Raw genomic sequence first — 20,853 nt, 5'->3', positions numbered from 1 at the left:
GGATCAGTCCAGCTTGATCCCGCTGTCCTTGATCACGCGGCCCTTGTGCTGGAAGTCCTGTGCCACGAAGGCCGCGAACTCGCGTGGTGTGCTGCCCACGGGCTGGTAGCCCTTGCTGCTGAGCTGCGCAGCGTCAAAAGCCGGATCGGCCATGATTTTTGCGATGTCTCGGCTGATCCGCTCGAGCAGGGCCGGCGGCGTGCCACGCGGCGCGAAGAGGCCAAACCACGCCCGCGGCCCGATGTCCGGAAAGCCCGCTTCCGCCAGCGTGGGCACGTCGGGGTGCACCGTGCTGCGTTTGGGCGCGGAGATGGCCAGCGGCTTCATCTTGCCGGCCGCGAAGTACTGGCCGGTGGTCGCGGCGCCGCCGAGCGTCATCTGAACTTCGTTGGAGAGCGTGGCCTGGATCGCCGGCGCGATGCCCTTGTACGGAATGTGTTCCAGCCGGATGCCGGTTTCCAGCTTCAGGGCCTCGAACAGCAGGTTGGGCTGGCTGCCCGAGCCGTATGAGGCGTAGTTCATTGGCTGGGGCAGCGATTTGGCCAGCGCGACGAACTCCTTCATGGTGTTCGCCTTGACCGAGGGATGTACCACGACCATCTGGTAAAGGTCGATCAGCTGCGTGACCGGCACCAGGTCCTTCATCGGGTCGAAGGGCATCTGCGCAAACAGATGCGGGTTGCTGGTCACGGTGGAATCGCTGGTGAACAGCAGCGTGAGGCCGTCCGGTTTCGCCTTGGCGACGAAATCGCTGCCGATGAGGGTCGCGGCGCCGGCCTTGTTGTCAACGATCACGGGTTTGCCCCAGAGGGCGGTGAGCTTGTCGGCGAGAGGCCGCGCCAGGCCGTCGACGCCGCCGCCGGGCGGGTAGGGGACGATCATGCGGACGGTGCCGCTCGGGTAGCCCTGCGCGAACGCAAGGGGAACGTTGGCGGCCAGCAGCGGAATCAGCAGCGCGGCGCGTGCCAGGGACGTCTTGATCTGGATCTTCATTTGGCTTATCTCCTATCGGATGGCAGGTTCATGACTCGAAGACGACCGCGATGCCGCTGGCCTCTTCCGCGGGCACGACGAGGCGACCATCGCCCTCGTTGAACGGGATGCGCTGTTCGCGCAGGCGCTGCGCGTGCCGCGCGAGGTCGGGGCAGCGAAAGCCCACGGCCGCGATGCCGGGCAGGGGCGGGTACAAGGTGCCGGGCAGTTGCCGCTGCGCGGTGGCCCGGTCCATCAGCACCAGGCGCGAGCACAACGAAAACGGGAACGTGGCCGCGCCGCCGTCGACCTGGGCGCGCACGCCGGTGTACGTCTCGTAGCGGTCGCGAAAAGCCGGAAGGTCTTCCACCACGACGGTGGTGCTCGACAGCTCCGTGCAACCGTTGGCATGGGCCGTGTAGCGCGGTTGGTAGACGTACGCCGGCGTGAGATGCCGAGCAGCCTGTATGTAGCCCTCGGGCGACTGATCCGGGGCGAACTGCACGCGCTCGAATTTCGCGGTGCGCGCGCCGTCGGGTGTGTCGACGTCGCGCTGCAGCGGCAGCACGCCCGAAGTCTTCAGTCCGCCAGCGATCAGCCGCCGCTCCACGGAAGGCAGGTCCTCCGAGTTGAAGCAGATGATGTGGCCACCCTGGTGGTGTTTCAGGTAACCCTCGAGGCGCGCGCTGGGCACGGCGGGGTCTTCGTTGGCCAGGATCTCGAGGTAGTTGTGGCCGAACATCACGCAGCGGTTGCCCGAGCCCAGCCGCGTCACCGCCTCGCCGGGTTTCCACGCGCCCGTGTGGGGCGAAAACGGGGTCAGCGTGAAGCCCATGGCTTCGTAGCGCGCGCTGGTCACGCCGAGGTCGCGTGCCACGATGCCGACGTGGTTGATGCTGTCGATGTCTGCGAGGGTCATGAAAACTCCACTGTTCTGATCAGGAGAAAACCGTTTGCGCCGGCCACGCGGACCAGCCCGGGTCGCCATCGCGGATGAAAGCGATCCATGCCCGCTGCAGGGCATCGACCAATCGCGCCGCGTCGTCCTGCTTCACACCGCGCACCATCGGCGCGTCCGCGAAAGCCGCCATCGAGTCGAAGACGAAGGGCAGTTCGATGCAGTGGCAGGCGCGCAAGCTGTCGGTCGGTGAAAAATCAAAGCGGTAGGCCCAGGACTTGCGACCTTGTTCGGTGGCATCGGTGGCCCACTGCCGCGCCGGTGCACCGAAGACCTCGTCGCCCCAGGTCGCCGTGGCGGGCGCCGTGCCGGTACCGGGAAAGGCTGCCATCTCGTCCTGGGTGTAGCCGATGAGGGTGTCGACCCGGGCGCTGGCGGCGGCGAGCGCGTCGGGCGCGTGCAGCGGCAGCACATCGCCATCGGCCACCGGGCCAAACAGGGCGCGGTTCGCGCCTTCCGCGGCCAGCCAGTCGACCACGGGGGCGGCCTGCTGCGCTTTCAGCAGTTCATTCACCGGCAGGCGGCGTGCGGCTTCGAGGCTGTCGACGCCCGCCGCCTGCAGAAACCGGTCGGCGATCTCGCCGGCCTGCGCGGCGCTGCGAAAGCCTCGGCCGATGGACGCGCTTTGCAGGATCGCGCGGTGAAACAGCGGCCGCTCGCGCATCAGCATGCAGGCGATCGACATGCCGCCGGCGGACTGGCCCATCACGGTCACCTGCTCGGGGTCGCCGCCGAACGCATCGATGTGCCGCGCCACCCAGGCCAGCGCGGCTTCCTGGTCCAGCAGCCCGACGTTCGCGGTCTCGCCCGCCACGGCGAGCCAGCCGAGCGAGGCGAGGCGGTAGTTCGGTGCGACAACGACGAGATCGCCGCGCGCCGCGAGCCGGGCGCCCGAGTACCAGTCCAGCGCGCCCGCGCCGCTTTGCCAGGCACCACCGTGCAGCCACACCACCACGGGGCGTCGGCGAGCGTCCGCGGCAGGCGTCCATACCGTCAGGCGCAGGCAGTCTTCGGACTGCGGCGCGTCGAAGTCACCCATCGCGCCGCGCAGTCGCGAAGGCAGTTGCGGCGCGACGGGGCCGGGGCGCGTCGCATCGAGCGGACCGCGCCACACGGCCGGCACGGGCGGGCGGAAACGCAGGTCACCCACCGGCGCCTGCGCATAGGGGATCGCGCTGAAGCGGCAGGCCTGTCCCTCACGGATGCCCGTGACGGTGCCTTGCGGCATCACTGCATGGACTGCGCCTGTCATCGTTCCCGAACCTTTGTCTTTGTTGCTGGAACGAAGATCGTAGGAGCGATACCGGCCGCCGTGGCATGCGCAGTTCGATCGCATCCTTGCGCAACCCGCATACCTCAGTGCTTCGTGTCACCTCCTGCCGGCGGTCCCGCCGCGGCGACGACGGACGTCAGCGCCGCGGTGAACTCTCGCAGCTGGCGGGTGTTGGAGCGCTCACGGCGCCAGATCGCGGCCAGCGGCGGCGTGTTGAGGGCGAGTTCCACCGGCAGCACGTGCAACAGGCCCCGCGCTTCCAGCGTGCGCCCGACGCTGGCCGCGAGCATGCACAGGTACTCGCCGCCGGCGATCATCTCGGTCGCAAATTCGAGCGACAGCGCGCCCACCATTTGCGGTACGGTCGTCCCGGTCGCGCGCAGGTGGGCCTCGAGTTCCATGCGCACGCGGTTCTTCGGCGGCGCGGCGATCCAGGGCCAGGTCACGCAATCGGCGAGCGCGACGGCGTCTTGCCGTGCCAGCGGGTGCGTGGCCGCGCAGGCGAGCACCACCGAGTCTTCCAGCAAGTCCACGGAGCGGTAGATCTCCGGATTCAAGGTCGGCAGGCGCCGGCTGAGCAGCAGGTCGAGCTTGCCCGCGTCCAGGTCCTCGATCAGCCGCTCGTGCATGCCCACGTGGATCGCGAGCGCGACGCGCGGGTGATCGCTGCGGAACACGCGCACCGCTTCGGCCAGCGGCCAGCCGCTGAACATGGAAAAGCAGCCCACGGACAGGCTGCCGAGGTCGCCGTTGGCGACCGCCCGCAGATCGGTTTCGGCGGTGTCCAGATCGCCGAGCAACACCTGCGCGTGGCGGCACATGGCTTCGCCCAGCGGTGTGGACACCATGCCCTTGCCGGTGCGCTCGAAGAGACGACCGCCTACGATCTCTTCGATCTCGGTGATCGCGCGCGACAGGCCCGATTGCGTCATGTGCAACTGCACGGCCGCCTTGGAGAGGCTGCCGAAATCGGCGATCGCCAGCACGACCTCCAGGTGGCGAATGCGCAGCTTGCGCTGAAACGGTGTCATGGAGAGGCAGTTTAGGACAGGTCGATCGAGGTCCCCCGCGCGTGGATACGGGCGTTTCCTGGTCTGCGGCCACGGTGCGCGCTCGACCTTCGCGAAGTCCGCCACACCGTGTTCGGCCGCGGCCACGGAAAACACTGAAAATCAACACCCCCTCACGGCACCGGCCAGTGCACCAGCGATGACGCTGTCCGTTGTGAGCTTCATGCGCGTGTTACAACTTTTGGAATGCGCTCGGTAGAATTTTGAACCGCGCTTTTCTCGACGACACCAGCCCCGCCCACCGCGATACTCAGGGAACGCCGATATGAACGAACAACACCAGGGAGTCGAACGCCGCAGCTGTGACGTTCTCGTGATCGGCGCAGGGCCTGCCGGCTCCACGATTGCGCCCATGCTGGCCCGAAAAGGCCACCGTGTCGTGCTGCTCGACAAGGAGCACCATCCGCGTTTCCACATCGGCGAATCGCTGCTGCCGGCCAACCTGCCGCTGCTCGAACGCCTGGGCGTGGCCGACGAGGTGCGCGCCATCGGGCAGTACAAGCCGGGCGCCGAGTTCGTCTCGCCGCACCACGCCCACAAACAAGTGTTCGACTTCGCCGACGCGTGGGACAAATCCATGCCCTATGCCTACCAGGTGCGGCGTTCCGAGTTCGACGAAATCCTGGTGCGCAACGCCCAGCGCCAGGGTGCCGACGTGCACGAAGGCTGCCAGGCGCGCTCGGTGGAGTTTCTGCCCGACCGCACGGTGCGCGTGCAAGCCCGGTACGACGATGGCCGCGAGGTGGTGTGGGACGCGAAGTTTCTCGTCGACGCTTCCGGGCGCGACACATTTCTTGCCTCCCGTTTCAAGATCAAGAAACGCAACCCGAGCCACACCAGCGCGGCGGTGTACGGCCACTTCGCCAATGCCCGCCGCAACGAAGGCACGGCCGAAGGCAACATCACCATCTTCTGGTTCGACCACGGCTGGTTCTGGTTCATCCCGCTCACCGATGGCGCCACCAGCGTCGGCATGGTGACCTGGCCGTACCACATGAAAACGCGCAACGGCCGCAGCGTGCAGCAGTTCCTGATGGACAACATCGCGACCTGCGCGGGCCTGGCCGAGCGGCTGAAAGACGCCACCCTGGTCAGCCCGGTGGAAGCCACCGGCAACTTCTCCTACGCCGCCGAGCGCAACCACGGCGAGAACTACCTGATGCTGGGCGACGCCTACACCTTCATCGATCCGGTGTTCTCCTCGGGCGTGTGGCTGGCCATGATCGGTGGCGAGCTGGGCGCGGAAACCATCGACACCTGTTTGCGCCATCCGTCTCGGGCGCGCGCCGCGCTCAAGCGATTCGACCGCCAGAGCCGCCATGGCCCCAAGGCGTTCTCGTGGTTCATCTACCGCGTGACCAATCCCATCATGCGCGACTTCTTCATGGGGCCGCGCAACTATTTCCGCGTCAAGGAAGCGCTGCTCTCCACCTTGGCCGGCGACGTGTATGGTGGCGCACCGATCGGGCGTTCGCTGTTCATCTTCAAGACCATGTACTTCCTGGCCAACGTCACCCAACCGCGGCGCGCGTTCGCCGCCTGGCGCAGCCGCCGCACCAACATCCGACCGGCCGACGAGGCCGCACAAGCCCATCCCACGTGACTTTGCAACATGAGACCTGGCGAACGGCCCCTGGCCGCGCCACTGGACAAGAAATCGGGGGCGTGCTCATTGGCACGCCCCATGGCACGGACGCGGTCACCTGGCCGCAGCAACACCTGCAAACGCCCATGCTCTCCCCGGGCGAGACCACGCTGCGCGAATGCTGGCTTGCGCACGGCCCCCTGCAACAAGGCACGGACCACGGCATTCGCTGGCGCCGCAACCAGCACCTGCTCTACGGTGTCATCGAACTGGATGAAGCCGAGGACCCGACGCAGCCCGGCGTGCCACCGCTGCAAGCGACCAGCCGGATGCTGTACGAGCGCCTCTTTTGCCTGCTGCGCGAACAGCGGCTTCCGCACCTCTGGCGCGTCTGGAACTACATCGCGCGCATCAACGAAGACAGCCACGGCCTGGAGCGCTACCGCCAGTTCAACCTCGGCCGCTACGACGCCTTCGTGAAGGCGCGCCAGGAAACCGGTGGCCAGGTGCCGGCGGCGTGCGCGCTCGGTGTGCGCGAAGGCCCGCTCTCGGTGGCCTTCCTGGCTGGCGCGTCGCCCGTGGTGACGGTGGAGAACCCGCGCCAGGTGAGCGCCTGGGCCTACCCGCCGCAGTACGGTCCGCGCGCCCCCACGTTCTCGCGCGCGGCGCTGGTGTACCCGCCCGGGCAGGAAGTGCTGTTCATTTCCGGCACGGCCAGCATCGTCGGCCACGAAACACTGCACACCGACGACGTGGCGGCGCAGTGCCGAGAGACCGTGCGCAACCTGGAATCCGTCGTGCGGGAGGCCAACCGCCTGGCGCGTTCGGCCCAGCCGTTTTCGGTGCGGGCGCTGAGCCACCGCATCTACGTGCGCCATGCCGGCGACATTCACACCGTGCAACGCGCGCTCCAGCCGCTGCTGGGCGATGCGGACGTGGTGGCCGTGCAGGCCGACGTGTGCCGCGCCGATCTGCTGGTGGAAATCGAGTCGCAGGCGATCCACGCGCTGCCCTCTCCATGAACGCCGCGCAGCGCTCTCCCACCTCGCGGCTCTGGGGCGTGTACGAACACATCGCCATGGTGCTCGGCCTGTCCTCGCTGGCCCTGGTGTGCCTGACGTGGACGCCCTTGGCACTGGCGCTGTACCCGGTCTTGCCCAACGGCATCGGCCGCTGGCTCGGCCGCCAGGCCATCATGCGCGGCTTTCGGATCTACGTGGGCATTCTGCGCACGGTCTGCGCGTGCCGCTTCGACCTCGCCGAGATCGACCAACTCCGTGACCAGGGGCCGATGGTGATCGCCGCCAACCATCCCTCGTTGCTGGACGCGGTGCTGATCACCTCGCGCCTGCCGAACGCGGTCTGCTTCATGAAGGCCGACATCATGGACAACCCCTTGTTCGGCGCGGGCGCGCGCATGGCGCGCTACGTGCGCAACGACCACCTGCTCAGCGCGGTGCTGGCGTGCCGCCGCGAACTTGCGGACGGCGCGCAGCTGGTGATCTTTCCGGAAGGCACGCGCACACTGGGCTACCCGGCCAATCGGCTCAACGCCTTGTCGCGCTCCACCGCATTGATCGCCGCGCGTGCCGAGGTGCCGGTGCAGACCTTGCTGGTCGAGTTTTCCAGCCCTTACCTGGGCAAGGGCTGGCCCTTGTGGCGCAAACCCCGCCTGCCGCTGACCTGCCGCGTGCGCCTGGGCAAGCGCTTCGAGGCGCCGCGCGATTCGCGTGCCTTCACCCACGAGCTCGAAGCCTACTTCCGGGCCGAACTCGCTGCCTCAGTCCCACCGTTGGCTTCGACCGCCGCTGCCTGACAAATGCCCGCATCCAGCACCTCGCACCTGGTCCTCATCCCCAGCTACAACCCGGGCCGCAAGGTGCTGCAGACGGTGCGCGCTGCTCGCGCGCAATGGACGCCGGTGTGGGTGGTGGTCGACGGCAGCACCGACGGTTCGGCCCAATGGCTCGCCGAGATGGCCGAGGGCGACCCCGGGCTGCGCGTGATCGTGTTGCCGCAGAACCAGGGCAAGGGCTCGGCCGTGCTGCACGGCATCACGCTGGCCGCGCAAGCCGGCTTCACGCACGCGCTCACCATGGACTCCGATGGCCAACACCCCGAGACGCTGATCCCGGCTTTCATGGCCGCCTCGCAAGCCCAGCCCGGTGCGATGGTGCTGGGCAAACCGGTGTTCGGCCCCGAGGCGCCCTGGGTGCGCGTGATGGGGCGCAAGCTCTCCAACGGCTGGGCCAACCTGGAAACCCTGGGCATGGGCATCGGCGACTCGTTGTACGGATTCCGCGTGTACCCCATCGCGCCGCTCGTGCGCGTGATGCAAGGCACGCGCTTCATGCGCCGCTTCGACTTCGACCCCGAAGCCGTGGTGCGCCTGTGCTGGGCCGGCGTGCGGCCGATCAACATCGACGCGCCGGTGCGCTACTTCACGCCGGAAGAGGGCGGTGTTTCGCACTTCAACTACGTGCGCGACAACCTGCTGCTCAGCGGCATGCACACGCGGCTGTTCACGGGTTTTGTGCTGCGCTTGCCGCTGCTGCTGTGGCGTCGGCTTGTGGGACGGCGTTAAGACACCGTGAACACCACCGAGATTTTCCTGATCGCCATGGCGATCATCTTCACCGTGCCCTGGTTGATCTGGCGCGTGGGGCGCACCGACTACTGGGCGCCACTGGTGGTGGTGCAGATCGTCACCGGCATCCTGCTCGGGCCGGGCGTGCTGGGCAAGGCCTTTCCCGAGTTCCACCAATTCGTCTTCAACCCTGCGGTGATCCAGTCGCTCAACGGCATTGCCTGGTGGGCGGTGATGCTGTTCGTGATGATCGCCGGCATCGAGCTCGACCTGCGCCAGGCGTGGAAGCACCGGCGCGAGAGCGGCATCACGGCCGGGCTCGCGCTGGGCATGCCGCTGGTGCTGGGCAGCGTCGCTGCGCTGGTCATGTTGAACATGCCGGGGTGGATGGGCGCGGCCGCGCGGCCCTGGCAGTTCGTGGCGGGCGTGGGCATGGCGTGCGCGGTGACCGCCTTGCCCATCCTCATTCTCTTGATGGAGAAACTGCAGCTGCTGCGACAGCCGCTGGGCCAACGCATCCTGCGCTACGCCAGCCTGGACGACATCGCTATCTGGGGTGTGCTGGCGCTGATCCTGATGGACTGGGAGCGTGTCGGGCGACAGGTGTTCTTCCTGCTGGCGTTCGCGGTGTTGTCGTGGGGCTTTCGCGGTCTCATGCAACGCCTGCGCGCCTCAGACCGCTGGGCTGTGAGCCTGATCTGGCTCGCCGTGTGCGCTTTCGGTGCCGACTGGTCGGGTCTGCACTACATGGTGGGCGCTTTTCTGGCCGGTGTGGTGATGGATACGGAGTGGTTCGATCAGGTCCAGCTAGACCTGCTGCGCCACCACGTGCTGCTGGTGGTCATGCCGGTGTTCTTTCTCTCGACCGGCCTGCGCACCAACTGGGACCTGGGCGGCGCGGCGGTGTTCGGCATGGCCGCGCTGCTGCTGGTGGCCTCGGTCAGCGGCAAGCTGCTGGGCGTGCACGCGGCGGGCCGCATTCTGCAATGGCCGGCAGGTCAGGCGTCCATCATCGGCTGGCTGCTGCAGACCAAGGCCCTGATCATGATCATCTTCGCCAACGTGCTGCTGGACAAACACATCATCACCAGCGAGACCTTTACCGCGCTGCTGTTGATGGCGGTGGCCAGCACGATGTTGACGGTGCCGGTGGTCGACCCGAAGCTGCGCCGCTTCAAGTGAGCGTGCCATCAGAGATGCTTTCTTGCCTGCACCTCGCGGGCTCACGGACGTGGGGCGCTCTGCTCCGCGGGTGTCCCCCGCCGCCGGGAGGGCGGCTCCTCCTTTACCCCGCTGCGCAGAACACCCCACGTCCGCGAGCCAAGGCAAGGCAAGGCAGCACGCCGATAGGTCTGCGGTGATCGGGGTGTCCGGCGCAGCGGGGTAAAGGAGGAGGACCGGCGAAGCCGGTCCGGGGGACACCCGCGGAGCCGGGCACCCCGGTCGCCGCAGACCGTGTCAGCCGGCGAAAAAAAGACATCAGAACTGCAGGAAACTAACCCCCGCCCCCACACTGGTCTGGCGGAAGTTGTAGTCCGACAGCGTCTCACCGTAGCCGCTGAACACCTGCACGTACCAGCGCAAGCCGTTGGGTTGGTCGCGCGAGACCGGGTAGGTCCATTCGAACAGGTTGGAGCCCTTGTTGCCGCCACGGAAGGTGGTGCGGTGGTGTAGCGACGCCGTGTGCAGGCCGCTGGCCCAGCCCAGGTTGAGCTCGGTGCGCCCGCGCATGTCGACCAGGTCGGGGTTGTTGTTGGTTTCCGCGCGCTCGCGCAGGCGGTGGTTGACGCGCGCCGAGAAGGTCCAGTTGCCGTTCTCGAAACCGGCGTCGAGGTAACTGCGGTTCCAGCTGCGCGAGAGCGGGTCGGATTGCCCATTGGACTGGTGCGCCACGCCCAACTGCGTGTACCGCCACTTCCAGCCGAACGGCAGGCCCCGAAAACGCTCGGCCGTGGGCACCACATAGATCAGCTCGGGTTGGTAGTCGGTGTTGCGAAACGGCCGCGAATCGGAATGGCTGTAGACCTGCCACATCGCCTGCACCGTGAAGGCCGCCCACAAATCTCCGCCCGGCAGGCCCACGTTCTGCAGCACCTTGGTGCGCAGCGACAGCTGGAACTTCGCTTCCTCGCGGCGGTTGTCGGGCTGCGCCACGGCGGCCTGCGTCGGTGACTGCGGCGCGCGGTTGATGCGCGAGGTCACGTGCAGCGGTAGCACGTAGTTGGGTTGGTAGCCCACGAAGTTGAACACGCCGCGTTTGTCGATCGGATCGAGCTCCCAGAACTTGGAGGTGAGGCTGCTCGAGGAAGCCGATGCCGAGGCGGACGTGCTGTCCGGCGGCAGAGGTCCGCCGGTTTGCGAAAGCAGCGAGGGCTCGGCCGTGGCCGGCGTGGCGGTGCTCGCAAGCGCCTGCTGCGCCACGGGGGTGGTTGGCGCTGGTGCCCGGCCGGCCAGCTTGTCGTAACACGTCAGGCGGTCTGCCGCCGCGCCGATGGCGGCGCATTGTTCCAGCGTGGGGGGTGCCTCGGTTTGCGCCAGGGCGGGCGCCGCAGCGGCAAGGCCGTACAGCAGCAGCAACGCGTGCGGTGGTGTGAGAGCACGTGTGCCGCCGCACGCCGACGCAGCAACAGGAGAGCGGTGGGCCAAGAGCGTTCTGGGGGCTGGAAGGTTTCGCATCGAACCACCATACCACCGTGCCCGGCCCCGGGCCGGCGCGGCGGCTCAGTCCACGAAGGCCAGGGCGCGCGCCTCCGGGGTGCCCAGGGCGCCTTGCGTGACCAGCGTTTTCCACTGTTGCAGGTCGTTGCCGAGCCGCTGCTGCAGCGCCTGCGGCGTACCGGGTTCGACCCGGGCGCCGTTGCTGCCGAACTGCGCGACCACGGCCGGATCGGCCAGCGCGTCGTTCAGCGCCTGGTTCAGCCGGGCGACGATGGGAGCAGGCGTGTGGGCCGGCGCAAACAGGCCGTACCACTGCGTCACGTCCACCCCCGCAATGCCCGCCTCCGACAAGGTGGGCACGTCCGGCAGGCGTGGCAAGCGCTGCGCGCCCGCCACGCCCAAGGCGCGCAACTGGCCTGCGCGGATGAAGGGGTGGGCGGTGAACAGGCTGGGGAACATCACCTGCGTGCGCCCGCTGACCACGTCCGCAATGGCCGGTGCCGCGCCGTCGAACTTCACACTGGCCATCTCGGTGCCGCTGCCCAGTTCGAACAGCGCCGCCGCGAAATGGGGTGGTGTGCCATCGCCCGCCGACGCGTAGATCAAGCTGCCCGGATCGGCCTGGAGCTGCGACACCAGATCCTGCACCCGCGGCGCGGCAACGCCGGGGTGCACCACCATCAGTGTCGGCGACGAGCCCACCAGGCCGATCGGCGCGAAGTCCTTCACCGGGTCGTAATCCAGCTTCTGCAGCGCCGGGTTCATCGCGTGCGTGCCCACGTAGCCGAACATCAGCGTGTGGCCATCGGGTTCGGCGCGGGCCACGAATTCGCTTGCAATCGCACCGTTCGCGCCCGCGCGGTTGTCCACCAGCACGTCCTGCCCCAACAGCTGGCCCAGCTTGCTGGCGATGATGCGGGCCATGGTGTCGTTGCCCCCGCCCGCTGCGGTGGGAACCATGATGGTGATCGGCTTGCGAGCCGTGGCAGCGGGCTCTTCCGGGCGCGAGAACACGTAGTCGGGCAGGTGCATTTCACCTTGCATGATCTTGCGCGCCGTGCGCACCAGCGCCGCGCCTTTCACCTCGGCCGCATCCCCCTGGCCGGCGATCTCCACCTCCACATCGATCTGCCCCGCCGGGTGCAGCACCACCAGCGGGTGGCGGCCCGCCGCGCGTGCGATGCCGCTGGCCACCGTGCCGGGCAGGGCGAAGGCGCTGGCCACGCCGATCGCGCCGGTGACCGCGTGCGAGGCGTGGCAGCGGTGCGGCGTGAAGTAGCGCGAGGTCACGCTGTTCGGTGCATCGCCCTCGCTCACCAGCACCGGCTTCGGGATCACGCTGTGGGACACGTCGCCCAGTCCCATCATGCGGCCGGCCTGCAGGCGCAAGGCTTCGATGCGCGCCAGCAAGGCGGTGTTCGCGTCCAGCGCCACCGGCTTTTCGCGGCCGGTCACGCCCAGGTCGGCCGCGCGCACGATCATCAGCGGCATGGCCGCGTCGATGCAGGTCACGGCGGTGCCGTCGATGTGGTCGATGCGCTTGCCGGTGGGAAACACCTGGCCCGTCGCCGCGCCCCAGGCGTCCAGAAAGTCCAGCAGGATCGGCGCGGCCGTGCCGGCCACGCCGTCGATGCGCGCGTCGCCTTCGTAGGTCACTTTGCCGTTCGGGGTGCGCACCGTGACGTCGATGCGCGAGCGGGTGTTGACGTTGAACACGCGTACCTTGGTCACGCCGTCTTGCGCCGGGATCAGCCCTTGCTCAATGCCGAACGGCGCCACGCCCGAGAGCATGTTGCCGCAGTTGGGGCGGGTGTCGACGGAACGGTGGCCCACACCCACCTGGGCGAACAGGTAGTCGAGATCGCAATCGGGCTGGGTGGAGCGCGAGACGATGGCCACCTTGCTGTTCAGGGTGCTGCCGCCGCCCACGCCGTCGAGCTGCAGCGGGTCGGACGCGCCGATCGCGCCGATCAGCGCCTGGTCGCGGGCCTCATCGCCCTCGGGCAGCCATTCGCGCAGAAAGAAGGGGCCGCGCGAGGTGCCAGCACGCATGAGGACGCAGGGGATGACTTTGTTCATGGCCCGCATTCTCGAAAACGCCAGGCATTCTGTGAATTGCATTGTTGGGATGCATTGATCCACGGTTTGCAATAAATGAAGGGGCCGCTGTTGTGTTGCTCAAGCTCTCGATGACGGGTCCTGTCATTGATGCACCCACAGCATCACTCGTTTTCAATCTTGCAATTTACTTTGCGCAGTCTTGGTCGGAAACTGCCTGCACAGCAGCCGACCCGCGAAGGACTTCCGCATGACCCCTACCACCGACGACCTGCGTGCCTGGATCGGGCGCAGCGAGACCGTGCACGACACGATCCACCCCACGCCGGTGGCAGCCCTCACCGCCACGCTGGACCACCCGGCGGCCGACGTTGCCATGGGCAGCGTGTTGCCCCCACTCTGGCACTGGCTCTACTTTCTGCCGCTGCACCGCCAGTCGGACATTGGCGCCGATGGCCACGCCAAGCGCGGCGGCTTTCTGCCACCCGTGCCGCTGCCGCGCCGCATGTGGGCCGGCAGCCAGTTTGAATTTCGCACCCCGATCCGCGTGGGCGACGCGGTGGCCCGCACGTCGACCATTGACGACGTCACCACCAAGGAAGGCCGCACCGGTGCGTTGGTGTTCGTGAAGGTGCGCCACGAAGTGCGCTGCAACGGCGCGGCCGAGCCGGCCCTGGTCGAGTTCCACGACATCGTCTACCGCGGCGCCCAGCAACTCGGCGACGTGGCACCGCCCCCTCAGGCCGCGCCCACGGCAGCAAGCTGGCGCCGCCAGATCGTGCCGGACGACGTGCTGCTGTTCCGCTACTCGGCGCTCACGTTCAACGGCCACCGCATCCACTACGACCGGCGGTACGTGACGCAGGTCGAGGGCTACCCGGGCCTGATCGTGCACGGTCCGTTGATCGCGACCTTGTTGCTGGACCTGCTGCGCCGCGAAATGCCCGCTGCCGACGTGGCCAGCTTCCGCTTCAAGGCCGTTCGTCCCACTTTCGACCTGCATCCTTTCCACGTGCAAGGCGAGCCGAGTGCCGACGGCAAGAGCGTGCGCCTGTGGGCCAGCGACCACGAAGGCTGGCTGACGATGGATGCCACCGTGGCGTTGCGCTGATCACCCCTGCCATTCGAGAACCCCATGCAACCTCTTGCCGGCATCACCGTCGTCACCCTGGAACACGCCATTGCCGCCCCCTTCGCCACGCGCCAGCTGGCCGACCTGGGCGCGCGCGTCATCAAGATTGAGCGCCCCGGCACGGGCGACTTCGCGCGCGGTTACGACCAGCGCGTGCGTGGCCTGGCCTCGCACTTCGTGTGGACCAACCGTTCCAAGGAAAGCCTCACGCTGGACGTGAAGCACCCCGATGCCGCCGCCATCCTGCAGCGCCTGGTGTTGGAGAAGGCCGATGTGGTTGTTCAGAACTTGGCGCCCGGCGCGGCGGCGCGGCTGGGGCTGGGTTATGAAGCGCTGTCGGCCATCAAGCCCGGGCTGATCGTCTGCGACATCTCGGGCTACGGCGACGACCTGGAGAACCCCGGCCCTTACCGCGACAAGAAAGCCTATGACCTGTTGATCCAGAGCGAGGCGGGCTTCGTCTCGGTCACCGGCACGGCGGACGAACCCTGCAAGGCCGGCCCGTCGATCGCGGACATCGCCGCCGGCATGTACGCCTACAGCAGCATCCTCGCAGCCCTCATGCAGCGCAGCCAGACGGGCCGGGGCCAGCGCATCGACATCTCGATGCTGGAGTCCCTGGCCGAGTGGACCAGCTACCCGCTGTACTACGCGTTCGAAGGTGCGGCACCGCCACCGCGCACCGGTGCCAGCCACGCCACCATCTATCCCTACGGCCCGTTCCCGGTGGGGCCGGCCGAGCAAGGCGCGCACGTGATGCTGGGCCTGCAGAACGAACGCGAGTGGTTGAGCTTTTGCGAGAAGGTGTTGCAGCAGCCCTCGCTGGCCACCGACCCGCGCTTCACCGCCAACTTCAAGCGCGTGGCCGAGCGCGATGCGCTGCGCCGGATCATCGTGGACACGTTCCGCCCGCTCACCGTGGCCGAGGTGGAAGCGCGGCTGGAACTGGCGCAGATTGCCAACGCCCGTGTGAACACCATGGCCGATGTGTGGGCGCACCCGCAACTGCAGGCGCGCCAGCGCTGGACCACGGTGGGTTCGCCGCAAGGGCCGCTGCCGGCGATGTTGCCCCCGGGCACCTGGAACGAAGGCCCGCGCATGGACCCGGTGCCCGCCCTGGGCGAGCACACCGAAGCGATCCTGTCGGAGCTGGGGCTCGGCGCCCCAGAGATCGCGGCGCTGCGCGGTGCACAGGCCATCTGATATCACCACGACTTTCCCATCCGCTGCATTTGCACATCGTTCCTGTTCGAGAAAGAAACTGCCATGGCCTCCACCATCATCGACTCGCGCATCTTCGGCGACATGTTCAGCGATGTGCGCATGCGCGACGTCTGGTCCGACGAGAACCGCACTGCCAAGTACCTCGACATCGAGCGCGCACTGGCCAAGGTGCAGGGGAAGCTGGGCATCATTCCGCAAGAAGCGGCCGACGAGATCGTGAAGAACTGCGAGCTCTCGCAGATCGACTGGGTGAAGCTCAAGGCCAAGACCGAGCAGATCGGCTACCCGATCATTGCGGTGGTCAACCAGATCAATGCCAACTGCCGCGACAAGCTCGGCGAGTACTGCCACTGGGGCGCGACCACGCAAGACATCACCGACACGGCGGCCGTGCTGCAGATGCGCGAAGGCCTGGCGCTGGTGGAGCAAGATTTGAACGAGATCGGCGACGCGCTAGCGGCGCTGGCGAAGAAGTACCGCGACACGCCGGTGATCGGCCGCTCCAACCTGCAGCAGGCCACGCCCATCACCTTCGGCTACAAGATGGCCAGCATCCTGGCCGGCATCGACCGCCACCGCGAGCGGCTGCAGCAGCTCAAGCCGCGCGTGCTGATGGGCGAATTCGGCGGCGCGTCGGGCACCTTGTCGTCGCTGGAGAAGGGCGCCATGGACACGCAGGCCGGCTTGATGAAAGAGCTGGGCCTGGCCCAGCCGCTGATCTCATGGCACACGGTGCGCGACACCATCGCCGAGGTGGGGGCCTTCCTGGGGTTGGTGGGCGGGTCGCTCGGCAAGATCGCCATGGACGTGAAGCTCATGATGCAGACCGAAGTGGCCGAGGTGTTCGAGCCCTATGCGCCGGGGCGCGGCTCATCGTCCACCATGCCGCAAAAGCGCAACCCGATTTCCTGCCTCTACATCCACGCCAACATCTCGGTGGCGCGGCAACACGCCGCCGCGCTCATGGATGCGATGGTGGCCGACCATGAGCGATCTACCGGGCCGTGGGAAATCGAATGGGTGTCGCTGCCCGAGATCTTCTGCCTGATGTCGGGCGCGTTGAAGCAAACGAAGTTCGTTCTCAAGGGCCTGGAGGTGGACGCCAGCCGCATGCGCGCCAACATCGACATGACGAATGGGCTGGTGATGTCCGAGGCGGTGATGATGGGCCTGGGCCCCTACATCGGCCGCGAGTATGCGCACGATCTGGTGTACGACCTGTGCCGCCAGGCGCTGAAGGAAGATCGGCCGCTGATCGAGATCCTGGCCGAACACCGGGAGATCACGGCGCATGTGAGCCGGGCGCAGCTGGAGGCGATGTGCGAGCCGGCCAACCACCTGGGGCAAGCCGGGGTGATGGTGGATCGCGTGCTGGCCGCAAGACGCTGAAAGTCACGCGACGGCGCTGCGGGGCTTGCCCCGCTTGGCCTTCATCTCCGCAAAAAACTCGTAAAGCTGCAGCGCCGCTGGTGACAGCGAGCGGCCCTTGCGCCGGATCAGCCCGACCTTGCGCGTGATCGCCGGGTCCACCAGCGGCACGCTCACCAGCAGCGGGTGGCCGGGCGCGGGCATCGCCATGGACGGCACGGCCGCCACGCCCAACCCGGCTTCCACCAGGCCCAGCATGGTCGTGACGTGTTGCGCTTCGTAGATGCTCTGCGGCATGTCGGACTGGCCGGACAAGGCCTGGTCGATCAGCAGCCGGTTGCCCGAGGCCTTGCTCACGGCGATGTAGTCGTACTTCGCCAATTCAGCCCAGGTCACGCGGCGCTTCTTTGCGATGGGATGGTCGCGCCGGCAGGCCGCCACGAAGCGTTCTTCCAGCAGCGGCTTGAACTCGATGTCCGGCTCCTGGCTGCCCATGAAGTTGAGCCCGAAGTCCGCCTCGCCGCGCGAGACGGCGGACAGCACGTCGTTCGCGCTGGCATCAAAAATCTTCACCCGGATCTTGGGGTACTGCTCGCGGTAGCGCGAGATCACATGGGAGATGAAGTAGTACACCGTGGACGGCACGCAGGCGATGGTGACCTCGCCCATGCGCGTGCTGCCCACGCCGCGAATGCCCAGCAAGGTGTTGTCCAGCTCGTCGAGCAACTGCTGCACCTTGCGGTCGAAATCGCGGCCCACCGTGGTGAGCGTGACCTTGCGCGTGGTGCGCTCCAGCAGCTTCACGCCCAGCGCTTCTTCGAGTTTTTCGATGCGCCGGCTGAACGCGGGCTGCGACACGTGCAACGCGTCGGCCGCCTTGCGAAAGCTGCTGAGCTCGGCCACGGCGCGAAAGGCCTGCAGATCGTTGAGGTTGAAGTTGATGGCCATGCGGGTTTTCGAGGGTAAACCGGGAGCCCGGGTTGATCCAAATTGTGCATCAATGCTTCGCAAACATGCAATTTACTTGGCAGTGAGCAAAGGCGACCATACGTTCCGCGATCAGGGCTCTTGTCCCCACACCGAAGTCTTGCGCAGCGGCCCTTGAGCTCACCACCACCCACCGGAGAAGACATATGCAGCAGATTCACCAACCCCAACGGCGCACCCTCGGCGCGGTTGCCATTGCCACCACCGTCGCTCTCGCCACCACGTTCGCGTGCGGTGCAGCATGGGCCGCCTACCCCGAAAAGCCCATCACCATCGTCGTGCCCACCGCAGCGGGCGGCGCGAACGACGCCATGGCCCGCACCGTCGGCCAGGCCATGGGCATCCTCCTCAAGCAGTCTTTCGTGGTGGACAACAAGGCCGGTGGCAACGGCGCCATCGCCAGCGAGTTCGTGGCGCGCGCCGCACCCGACGGCTACACGATCATGCTGGGCTACATCGCCACCCACGCGATGAACCCCGCGCTGCAGAAGCTGCGCTACGACCCGGTGAAGGACTTCGAGCCCATCGGCATGGTGGGCCGCTCGGCCACGCTCATGGTGGCCAACAACAACGTGCCGGCCGCCAACGCCAAGGAGCTGGTGACCTACGTGAAGGCCAACCCGGACAAGGTCAACTACGCCTCGGCGGGCAATGGCACGGCGCCGCACTTCGCGGCCGAGATGTTCAAGCTGTCCACCGGCACGAACATGATGCACGTGCCCTACAAGGGCTCGGCACCGGCGGTGACCGACACCATGGCCGGCCAGACGCAGGTGATGTTCCCCAGCCTGTTCACCGCCATGCCCAACGTGAAGAACGGCAAACTCAAGGCGCTCGGCCTGGCCGGCGACAAGCGCTCGCCGTCGATGCCTGACGTGCCCACGTTGAAGGAGCAGGGCATTGCCAACGTGGACCTGTCGCAGTGGTATGCGCTCTTCGCACCCGCCAAGACGCCCAAGGCGGTTGTTGAACAGCTGAACAAGGCGCTGAACCAGGTGCTGGCCGACCCGGCGGTGGTCAAGCGACTGGAGGAGCACGGGGCCGAAGTGGACGTGATGGGCGTGGAGGAGCTGCGCACGTATGTGCAGGCGGAGCAGGTGAAGTGGAAGCAAGTGGTCCAGGCCGCGAAACTGAAAGCCGACTGAAGTCGGTCTTCCCCTGCGCGCCGCCCGCTGGTGATCAGCCGGCGGCGCGTCCCTCGATGCGCGTCGTCGCCCGGGCGATCAGACCGTGCACCGCTTTCTCGGCCCCCGCAGCATCGTGCCGCTCGATCGCCACCAGCAGTTTGTGGTGCAGCTTCAGGGCCGCGCTGTCGGGCGCACCGGTGGGGTTGCTGGAGGCCTGGAAACTCGTCTTCCAAACGGCAGACAGCGCGGTCTCCAGTTGCTGGATGAACACATTGCCGCAGGCCCGCACCACCGCGCCGTGGAAGCGCAGGTCGGCTTCGATGTAGTCGCTGCGTCCACCCGCGCCGGCCATGGCTTCGTAGGCGCTGCGCAGTTCGGCCAGGTCCGCCTCGCCAGCACGCCCCGCCGCCAGCCGCGCCGCGAGCGGCTCGATGGCCAGACGCAGTTCCAGCAGGTCGGCGATCAAGCCGCTGTCGAAGTCACCCTCGCCGTGCCAGCCCAGCACCGCCGGGTCGAACAAATGCCATTGCGCGCGCGGCAACACATGGGTGCCGGTGCGCGGGCGGATCGACACCAGACCCTTGGCCGCCAGACTTTTCATGGCCTCGCGCACCACCATGCGGCTCGCGCCATAGACCTCGGCCAGTTGCGGCTCGGTGGGCATCTGAGCACCCTCGGCGTAGACGCCGGTCACGATGTCACGCCCGACCGCGTCGACCAGTTGGTGGTGAAAGTTGCGAAGACGCGAAGAAGCCATGGCGCCGAGCATAACCACGCGCACGACCATCGGTGCTGGACGCCTTCGGTTTAATCATCGTATGATTAGATGAATGAGGCTTCGACGACAAAAACCCAACCGGAGACAACACATGCGCAGCAGCTGGACCACCCTGGCCCTCACCCTTGCCACCGCCCTTCCCTTCGCCCTGTGGCTTGCGCCCGCCGGCGCGCAAGACTTCCCCAACAAGCCCATCCGCATGATCGTGCCGGTGCCCCCAGGTGGCACGGGTGACATGGTGTCGCGGCTGTTCGCGAATGCCGCCGCCAAGGACCTCGGCCAGTCCATCGTGGTGGAAAACCGGCCCGGTGCCACCGGCAACATCGGCACGGTGGCGGCCGTGAAATCGCCGGCCGACGGCTACACCATCTTTCTCTGCAGCATCGGCAACTGCGCGGTCAACGCCAGCCTGTACGCCAACCCCGGCTACGACCTGTTCAAGGACGTGGCACCGGTGGCATTGCTCGGTTACTCCATCAACGTGCTCACGGTCGGCCCGCAGACCGGCATCAACACCTTGCCCGAGCTGCTGACCAAGGCGCGCGCCGGCCAACTGAGCTACGCGTCATCGGGGGTGGGCGCGTCCAACCACCTGGGCGGTGAGATGCTCAAGAAGGTCACCGGCGTGCCGCTGTTGCATGTGCCTTACAAGGGCTCGGGCCCGGCCATCACCGATCTGCTGGGCGGGCAGGTGCAGGTGTTCTTCGACAACGAGCCCTCGATCTTGCCCTTCATCAAGAGCAACCGCGTGAAGCCGCTGGCCGTCACCGGCAAGACCCGCTCGGCCAACCTGCCCGAGGTGCCGACCATGGAAGAGCTGGGCTACAAGGGTTTCGTCATCGAGCCCTGGTACGCCATTGGCGCACCCGCCGGCACGCCACCGGCCATCGTCGACCGCCTCAACACCGCGTTCAACCGCGCGCTGCAAGACGCCACCGTGCGCAAGACGCTGCAGGAAGCGGGCATCAGCGTGGGCGGTGGCAACGCGGCGGCCTTCGCGCAGCACATGCGCCTGGAGCACGACAAGTGGGCCGAGCTGATCCGCGCCCAGAAGATCACGGCCGAGTGAGCTGCCA

Annotated in this window: 18 protein-coding genes; 10 read left to right on the top strand and 8 right to left on the bottom strand. The window is 67.3% G+C overall.

Features of this window, described 5'->3' with window-relative positions:
* Positions 1-3: 3 nt before the first annotated feature.
* From F9K07_RS27845 to F9K07_RS27830, 4 genes are all read right to left on the bottom strand, one after another.
* A complete protein-coding gene (locus F9K07_RS27845; RefSeq protein WP_159596479.1) occupies positions 4-993 on the bottom strand; it encodes a Bug family tripartite tricarboxylate transporter substrate binding protein in 990 nt (329 codons plus the stop codon).
* A gap of 28 nt (positions 994-1,021) precedes the next feature.
* Entirely contained in the window at positions 1,022-1,891 is an 870-nt protein-coding gene (locus F9K07_RS27840) for a VOC family protein (protein ID WP_159596478.1), read from the bottom strand.
* Positions 1,892-1,910: 19 nt separating this feature from the next.
* On the bottom strand, positions 1,911-3,158 hold the full coding sequence (locus tag F9K07_RS27835; RefSeq protein ID WP_236581711.1) for a carboxylesterase/lipase family protein: 1,248 nt from the start codon (positions 3,156-3,158) through the stop codon (positions 1,911-1,913).
* Positions 3,159-3,286: 128 nt separating this feature from the next.
* Positions 3,287-4,234: a LysR family transcriptional regulator gene (locus F9K07_RS27830; protein WP_159596476.1), complete on the bottom strand. Its 948-nt coding sequence runs from the start codon at positions 4,232-4,234 to the stop codon at positions 3,287-3,289.
* 304 nt (positions 4,235-4,538) lie between these two features.
* Here F9K07_RS27830 and F9K07_RS27825 point away from each other — a divergent pair, with 304 nt between their 5' ends.
* The 5 genes from F9K07_RS27825 to F9K07_RS27805 are packed head-to-tail and all read left to right on the top strand — an operon-like array spanning position 4,539 to position 9,627.
* Positions 4,539-5,876 carry an NAD(P)/FAD-dependent oxidoreductase gene (locus tag F9K07_RS27825; protein WP_159596475.1) on the top strand — a complete coding sequence of 446 codons (1,338 nt, stop codon included), beginning with the start codon at positions 4,539-4,541 and terminating at the stop codon, positions 5,874-5,876.
* Positions 5,873-6,880: a chorismate transformation enzyme, FkbO/Hyg5 family gene (locus tag F9K07_RS27820; RefSeq protein ID WP_159596474.1), complete on the top strand. Its 1,008-nt coding sequence runs from the start codon at positions 5,873-5,875 to the stop codon at positions 6,878-6,880. Before F9K07_RS27825 ends, F9K07_RS27820 begins: the two co-directional genes overlap by 4 nt.
* Entirely contained in the window at positions 6,877-7,674 is a 798-nt protein-coding gene (locus F9K07_RS27815; RefSeq protein ID WP_159596473.1) for a lysophospholipid acyltransferase family protein, read from the top strand. The genes F9K07_RS27820 and F9K07_RS27815 overlap by 4 nt, the downstream gene beginning before the upstream one ends.
* A 3-nt stretch (positions 7,675-7,677) precedes the next feature.
* A complete protein-coding gene (locus F9K07_RS27810; RefSeq protein ID WP_159596472.1) occupies positions 7,678-8,442 on the top strand; it encodes a glycosyltransferase family 2 protein in 765 nt (254 codons plus the stop codon).
* 6 nt (positions 8,443-8,448) lie between these two features.
* Positions 8,449-9,627, top strand: coding sequence for a cation:proton antiporter (locus tag F9K07_RS27805; RefSeq protein ID WP_236581710.1), 1,179 nt, complete (start codon positions 8,449-8,451; stop codon positions 9,625-9,627).
* Between the two features lie 297 nt (positions 9,628-9,924).
* Here the strand turns inward: F9K07_RS27805 and F9K07_RS27800 are convergent, their stop codons facing one another.
* On the bottom strand, positions 9,925-11,091 hold the full coding sequence (locus tag F9K07_RS27800) for a phospholipase A (protein WP_236581667.1): 1,167 nt from the start codon (positions 11,089-11,091) through the stop codon (positions 9,925-9,927).
* Between the two features lie 75 nt (positions 11,092-11,166).
* A complete protein-coding gene (locus F9K07_RS27795) occupies positions 11,167-13,182 on the bottom strand; it encodes a 4-oxalomesaconate tautomerase (protein WP_159596470.1) in 2,016 nt (671 codons plus the stop codon).
* Positions 13,183-13,411: 229 nt separating this feature from the next.
* Between F9K07_RS27795 and F9K07_RS27790 the strand changes: the two genes are divergently transcribed.
* The 3 genes from F9K07_RS27790 to F9K07_RS27780 all read left to right on the top strand — a co-directional run bounded on the left by F9K07_RS27790 (position 13,412) and on the right by F9K07_RS27780 (position 16,906).
* The gene (locus tag F9K07_RS27790; protein ID WP_159596469.1) at positions 13,412-14,272 is read left to right on the top strand and encodes an FAS1-like dehydratase domain-containing protein; all 861 of its coding nucleotides are present in this window, start codon (positions 13,412-13,414) and stop codon (positions 14,270-14,272) included.
* A 24-nt stretch (positions 14,273-14,296) separates the two neighbouring features.
* The gene (locus F9K07_RS27785; protein ID WP_159596468.1) at positions 14,297-15,496 is read left to right on the top strand and encodes a CaiB/BaiF CoA transferase family protein; all 1,200 of its coding nucleotides are present in this window, start codon (positions 14,297-14,299) and stop codon (positions 15,494-15,496) included.
* Between the two features lie 63 nt (positions 15,497-15,559).
* On the top strand, positions 15,560-16,906 hold the full coding sequence (locus F9K07_RS27780; protein ID WP_159596467.1) for a class-II fumarase/aspartase family protein: 1,347 nt from the start codon (positions 15,560-15,562) through the stop codon (positions 16,904-16,906).
* A 3-nt stretch (positions 16,907-16,909) separates the two neighbouring features.
* Here the strand turns inward: F9K07_RS27780 and F9K07_RS27775 are convergent, their stop codons facing one another.
* Positions 16,910-17,833: a LysR family transcriptional regulator gene (locus tag F9K07_RS27775; RefSeq protein WP_159596466.1), complete on the bottom strand. Its 924-nt coding sequence runs from the start codon at positions 17,831-17,833 to the stop codon at positions 16,910-16,912.
* 185 nt (positions 17,834-18,018) lie between these two features.
* On the opposite strand from F9K07_RS27775, the gene F9K07_RS27770 reads away from it, so the two are divergent.
* Positions 18,019-19,017 carry a Bug family tripartite tricarboxylate transporter substrate binding protein gene (locus F9K07_RS27770; RefSeq protein ID WP_159596465.1) on the top strand — a complete coding sequence of 333 codons (999 nt, stop codon included), beginning with the start codon at positions 18,019-18,021 and terminating at the stop codon, positions 19,015-19,017.
* A 34-nt stretch (positions 19,018-19,051) separates the two neighbouring features.
* Here F9K07_RS27770 and F9K07_RS27765 read toward each other — a convergent pair whose 3' ends face one another.
* The gene (locus tag F9K07_RS27765; protein WP_159596464.1) at positions 19,052-19,756 is read right to left on the bottom strand and encodes a FadR/GntR family transcriptional regulator; all 705 of its coding nucleotides are present in this window, start codon (positions 19,754-19,756) and stop codon (positions 19,052-19,054) included.
* Positions 19,757-19,868: 112 nt separating this feature from the next.
* Here F9K07_RS27765 and F9K07_RS27760 point away from each other — a divergent pair, with 112 nt between their 5' ends.
* Positions 19,869-20,846: a Bug family tripartite tricarboxylate transporter substrate binding protein gene (locus tag F9K07_RS27760; protein ID WP_159596463.1), complete on the top strand. Its 978-nt coding sequence runs from the start codon at positions 19,869-19,871 to the stop codon at positions 20,844-20,846.
* Positions 20,847-20,853 lie beyond the last annotated feature (7 nt).

Source organism: Hydrogenophaga sp. BPS33 (genome assembly GCF_009859475.1).
Classification (GTDB): Bacteria; Pseudomonadota; Gammaproteobacteria; order Burkholderiales; family Burkholderiaceae_C; genus Hydrogenophaga.
The sequence above is the reverse complement of the archived record's forward strand: the minus strand, read 5'-3'. Positions and strand labels throughout refer to the sequence as shown.

Bases quoted from the DNA above. Each gene is read 5' to 3' on its own strand.
- F9K07_RS27765 (WP_159596464.1), bottom strand. From the start codon at position 19,756: ATGGCTTCTTCGCGTCTTCGCAACTTTCACCACCAACTGGTCGACGCG.
- F9K07_RS27815 (WP_159596473.1), top strand. From the start codon at position 6,877: ATGAACGCCGCGCAGCGCTCTCCCACCTCGCGGCTCTGGGGCGTGTAC.
- F9K07_RS27785 (WP_159596468.1), top strand. From the start codon at position 14,297: ATGCAACCTCTTGCCGGCATCACCGTCGTCACCCTGGAACACGCCATT.
- F9K07_RS27795 (WP_159596470.1), bottom strand. From the start codon at position 13,182: ATGAACAAAGTCATCCCCTGCGTCCTCATGCGTGCTGGCACCTCGCGC.
- F9K07_RS27775 (WP_159596466.1), bottom strand. From the start codon at position 17,833: ATGGCCATCAACTTCAACCTCAACGATCTGCAGGCCTTTCGCGCCGTG.
- F9K07_RS27810 (WP_159596472.1), top strand. From the start codon at position 7,678: ATGCCCGCATCCAGCACCTCGCACCTGGTCCTCATCCCCAGCTACAAC.
- F9K07_RS27835 (WP_236581711.1), bottom strand. From the start codon at position 3,158: ATGCCGCAAGGCACCGTCACGGGCATCCGTGAGGGACAGGCCTGCCGC.
- F9K07_RS27830 (WP_159596476.1), bottom strand. From the start codon at position 4,234: ATGACACCGTTTCAGCGCAAGCTGCGCATTCGCCACCTGGAGGTCGTG.
- F9K07_RS27840 (WP_159596478.1), bottom strand. From the start codon at position 1,891: ATGACCCTCGCAGACATCGACAGCATCAACCACGTCGGCATCGTGGCA.
- F9K07_RS27760 (WP_159596463.1), top strand. From the start codon at position 19,869: ATGCGCAGCAGCTGGACCACCCTGGCCCTCACCCTTGCCACCGCCCTT.
- F9K07_RS27790 (WP_159596469.1), top strand. From the start codon at position 13,412: ATGACCCCTACCACCGACGACCTGCGTGCCTGGATCGGGCGCAGCGAG.
- F9K07_RS27770 (WP_159596465.1), top strand. From the start codon at position 18,019: ATGCAGCAGATTCACCAACCCCAACGGCGCACCCTCGGCGCGGTTGCC.
- F9K07_RS27780 (WP_159596467.1), top strand. From the start codon at position 15,560: ATGGCCTCCACCATCATCGACTCGCGCATCTTCGGCGACATGTTCAGC.
- F9K07_RS27845 (WP_159596479.1), bottom strand. From the start codon at position 993: ATGAAGATCCAGATCAAGACGTCCCTGGCACGCGCCGCGCTGCTGATT.
- F9K07_RS27825 (WP_159596475.1), top strand. From the start codon at position 4,539: ATGAACGAACAACACCAGGGAGTCGAACGCCGCAGCTGTGACGTTCTC.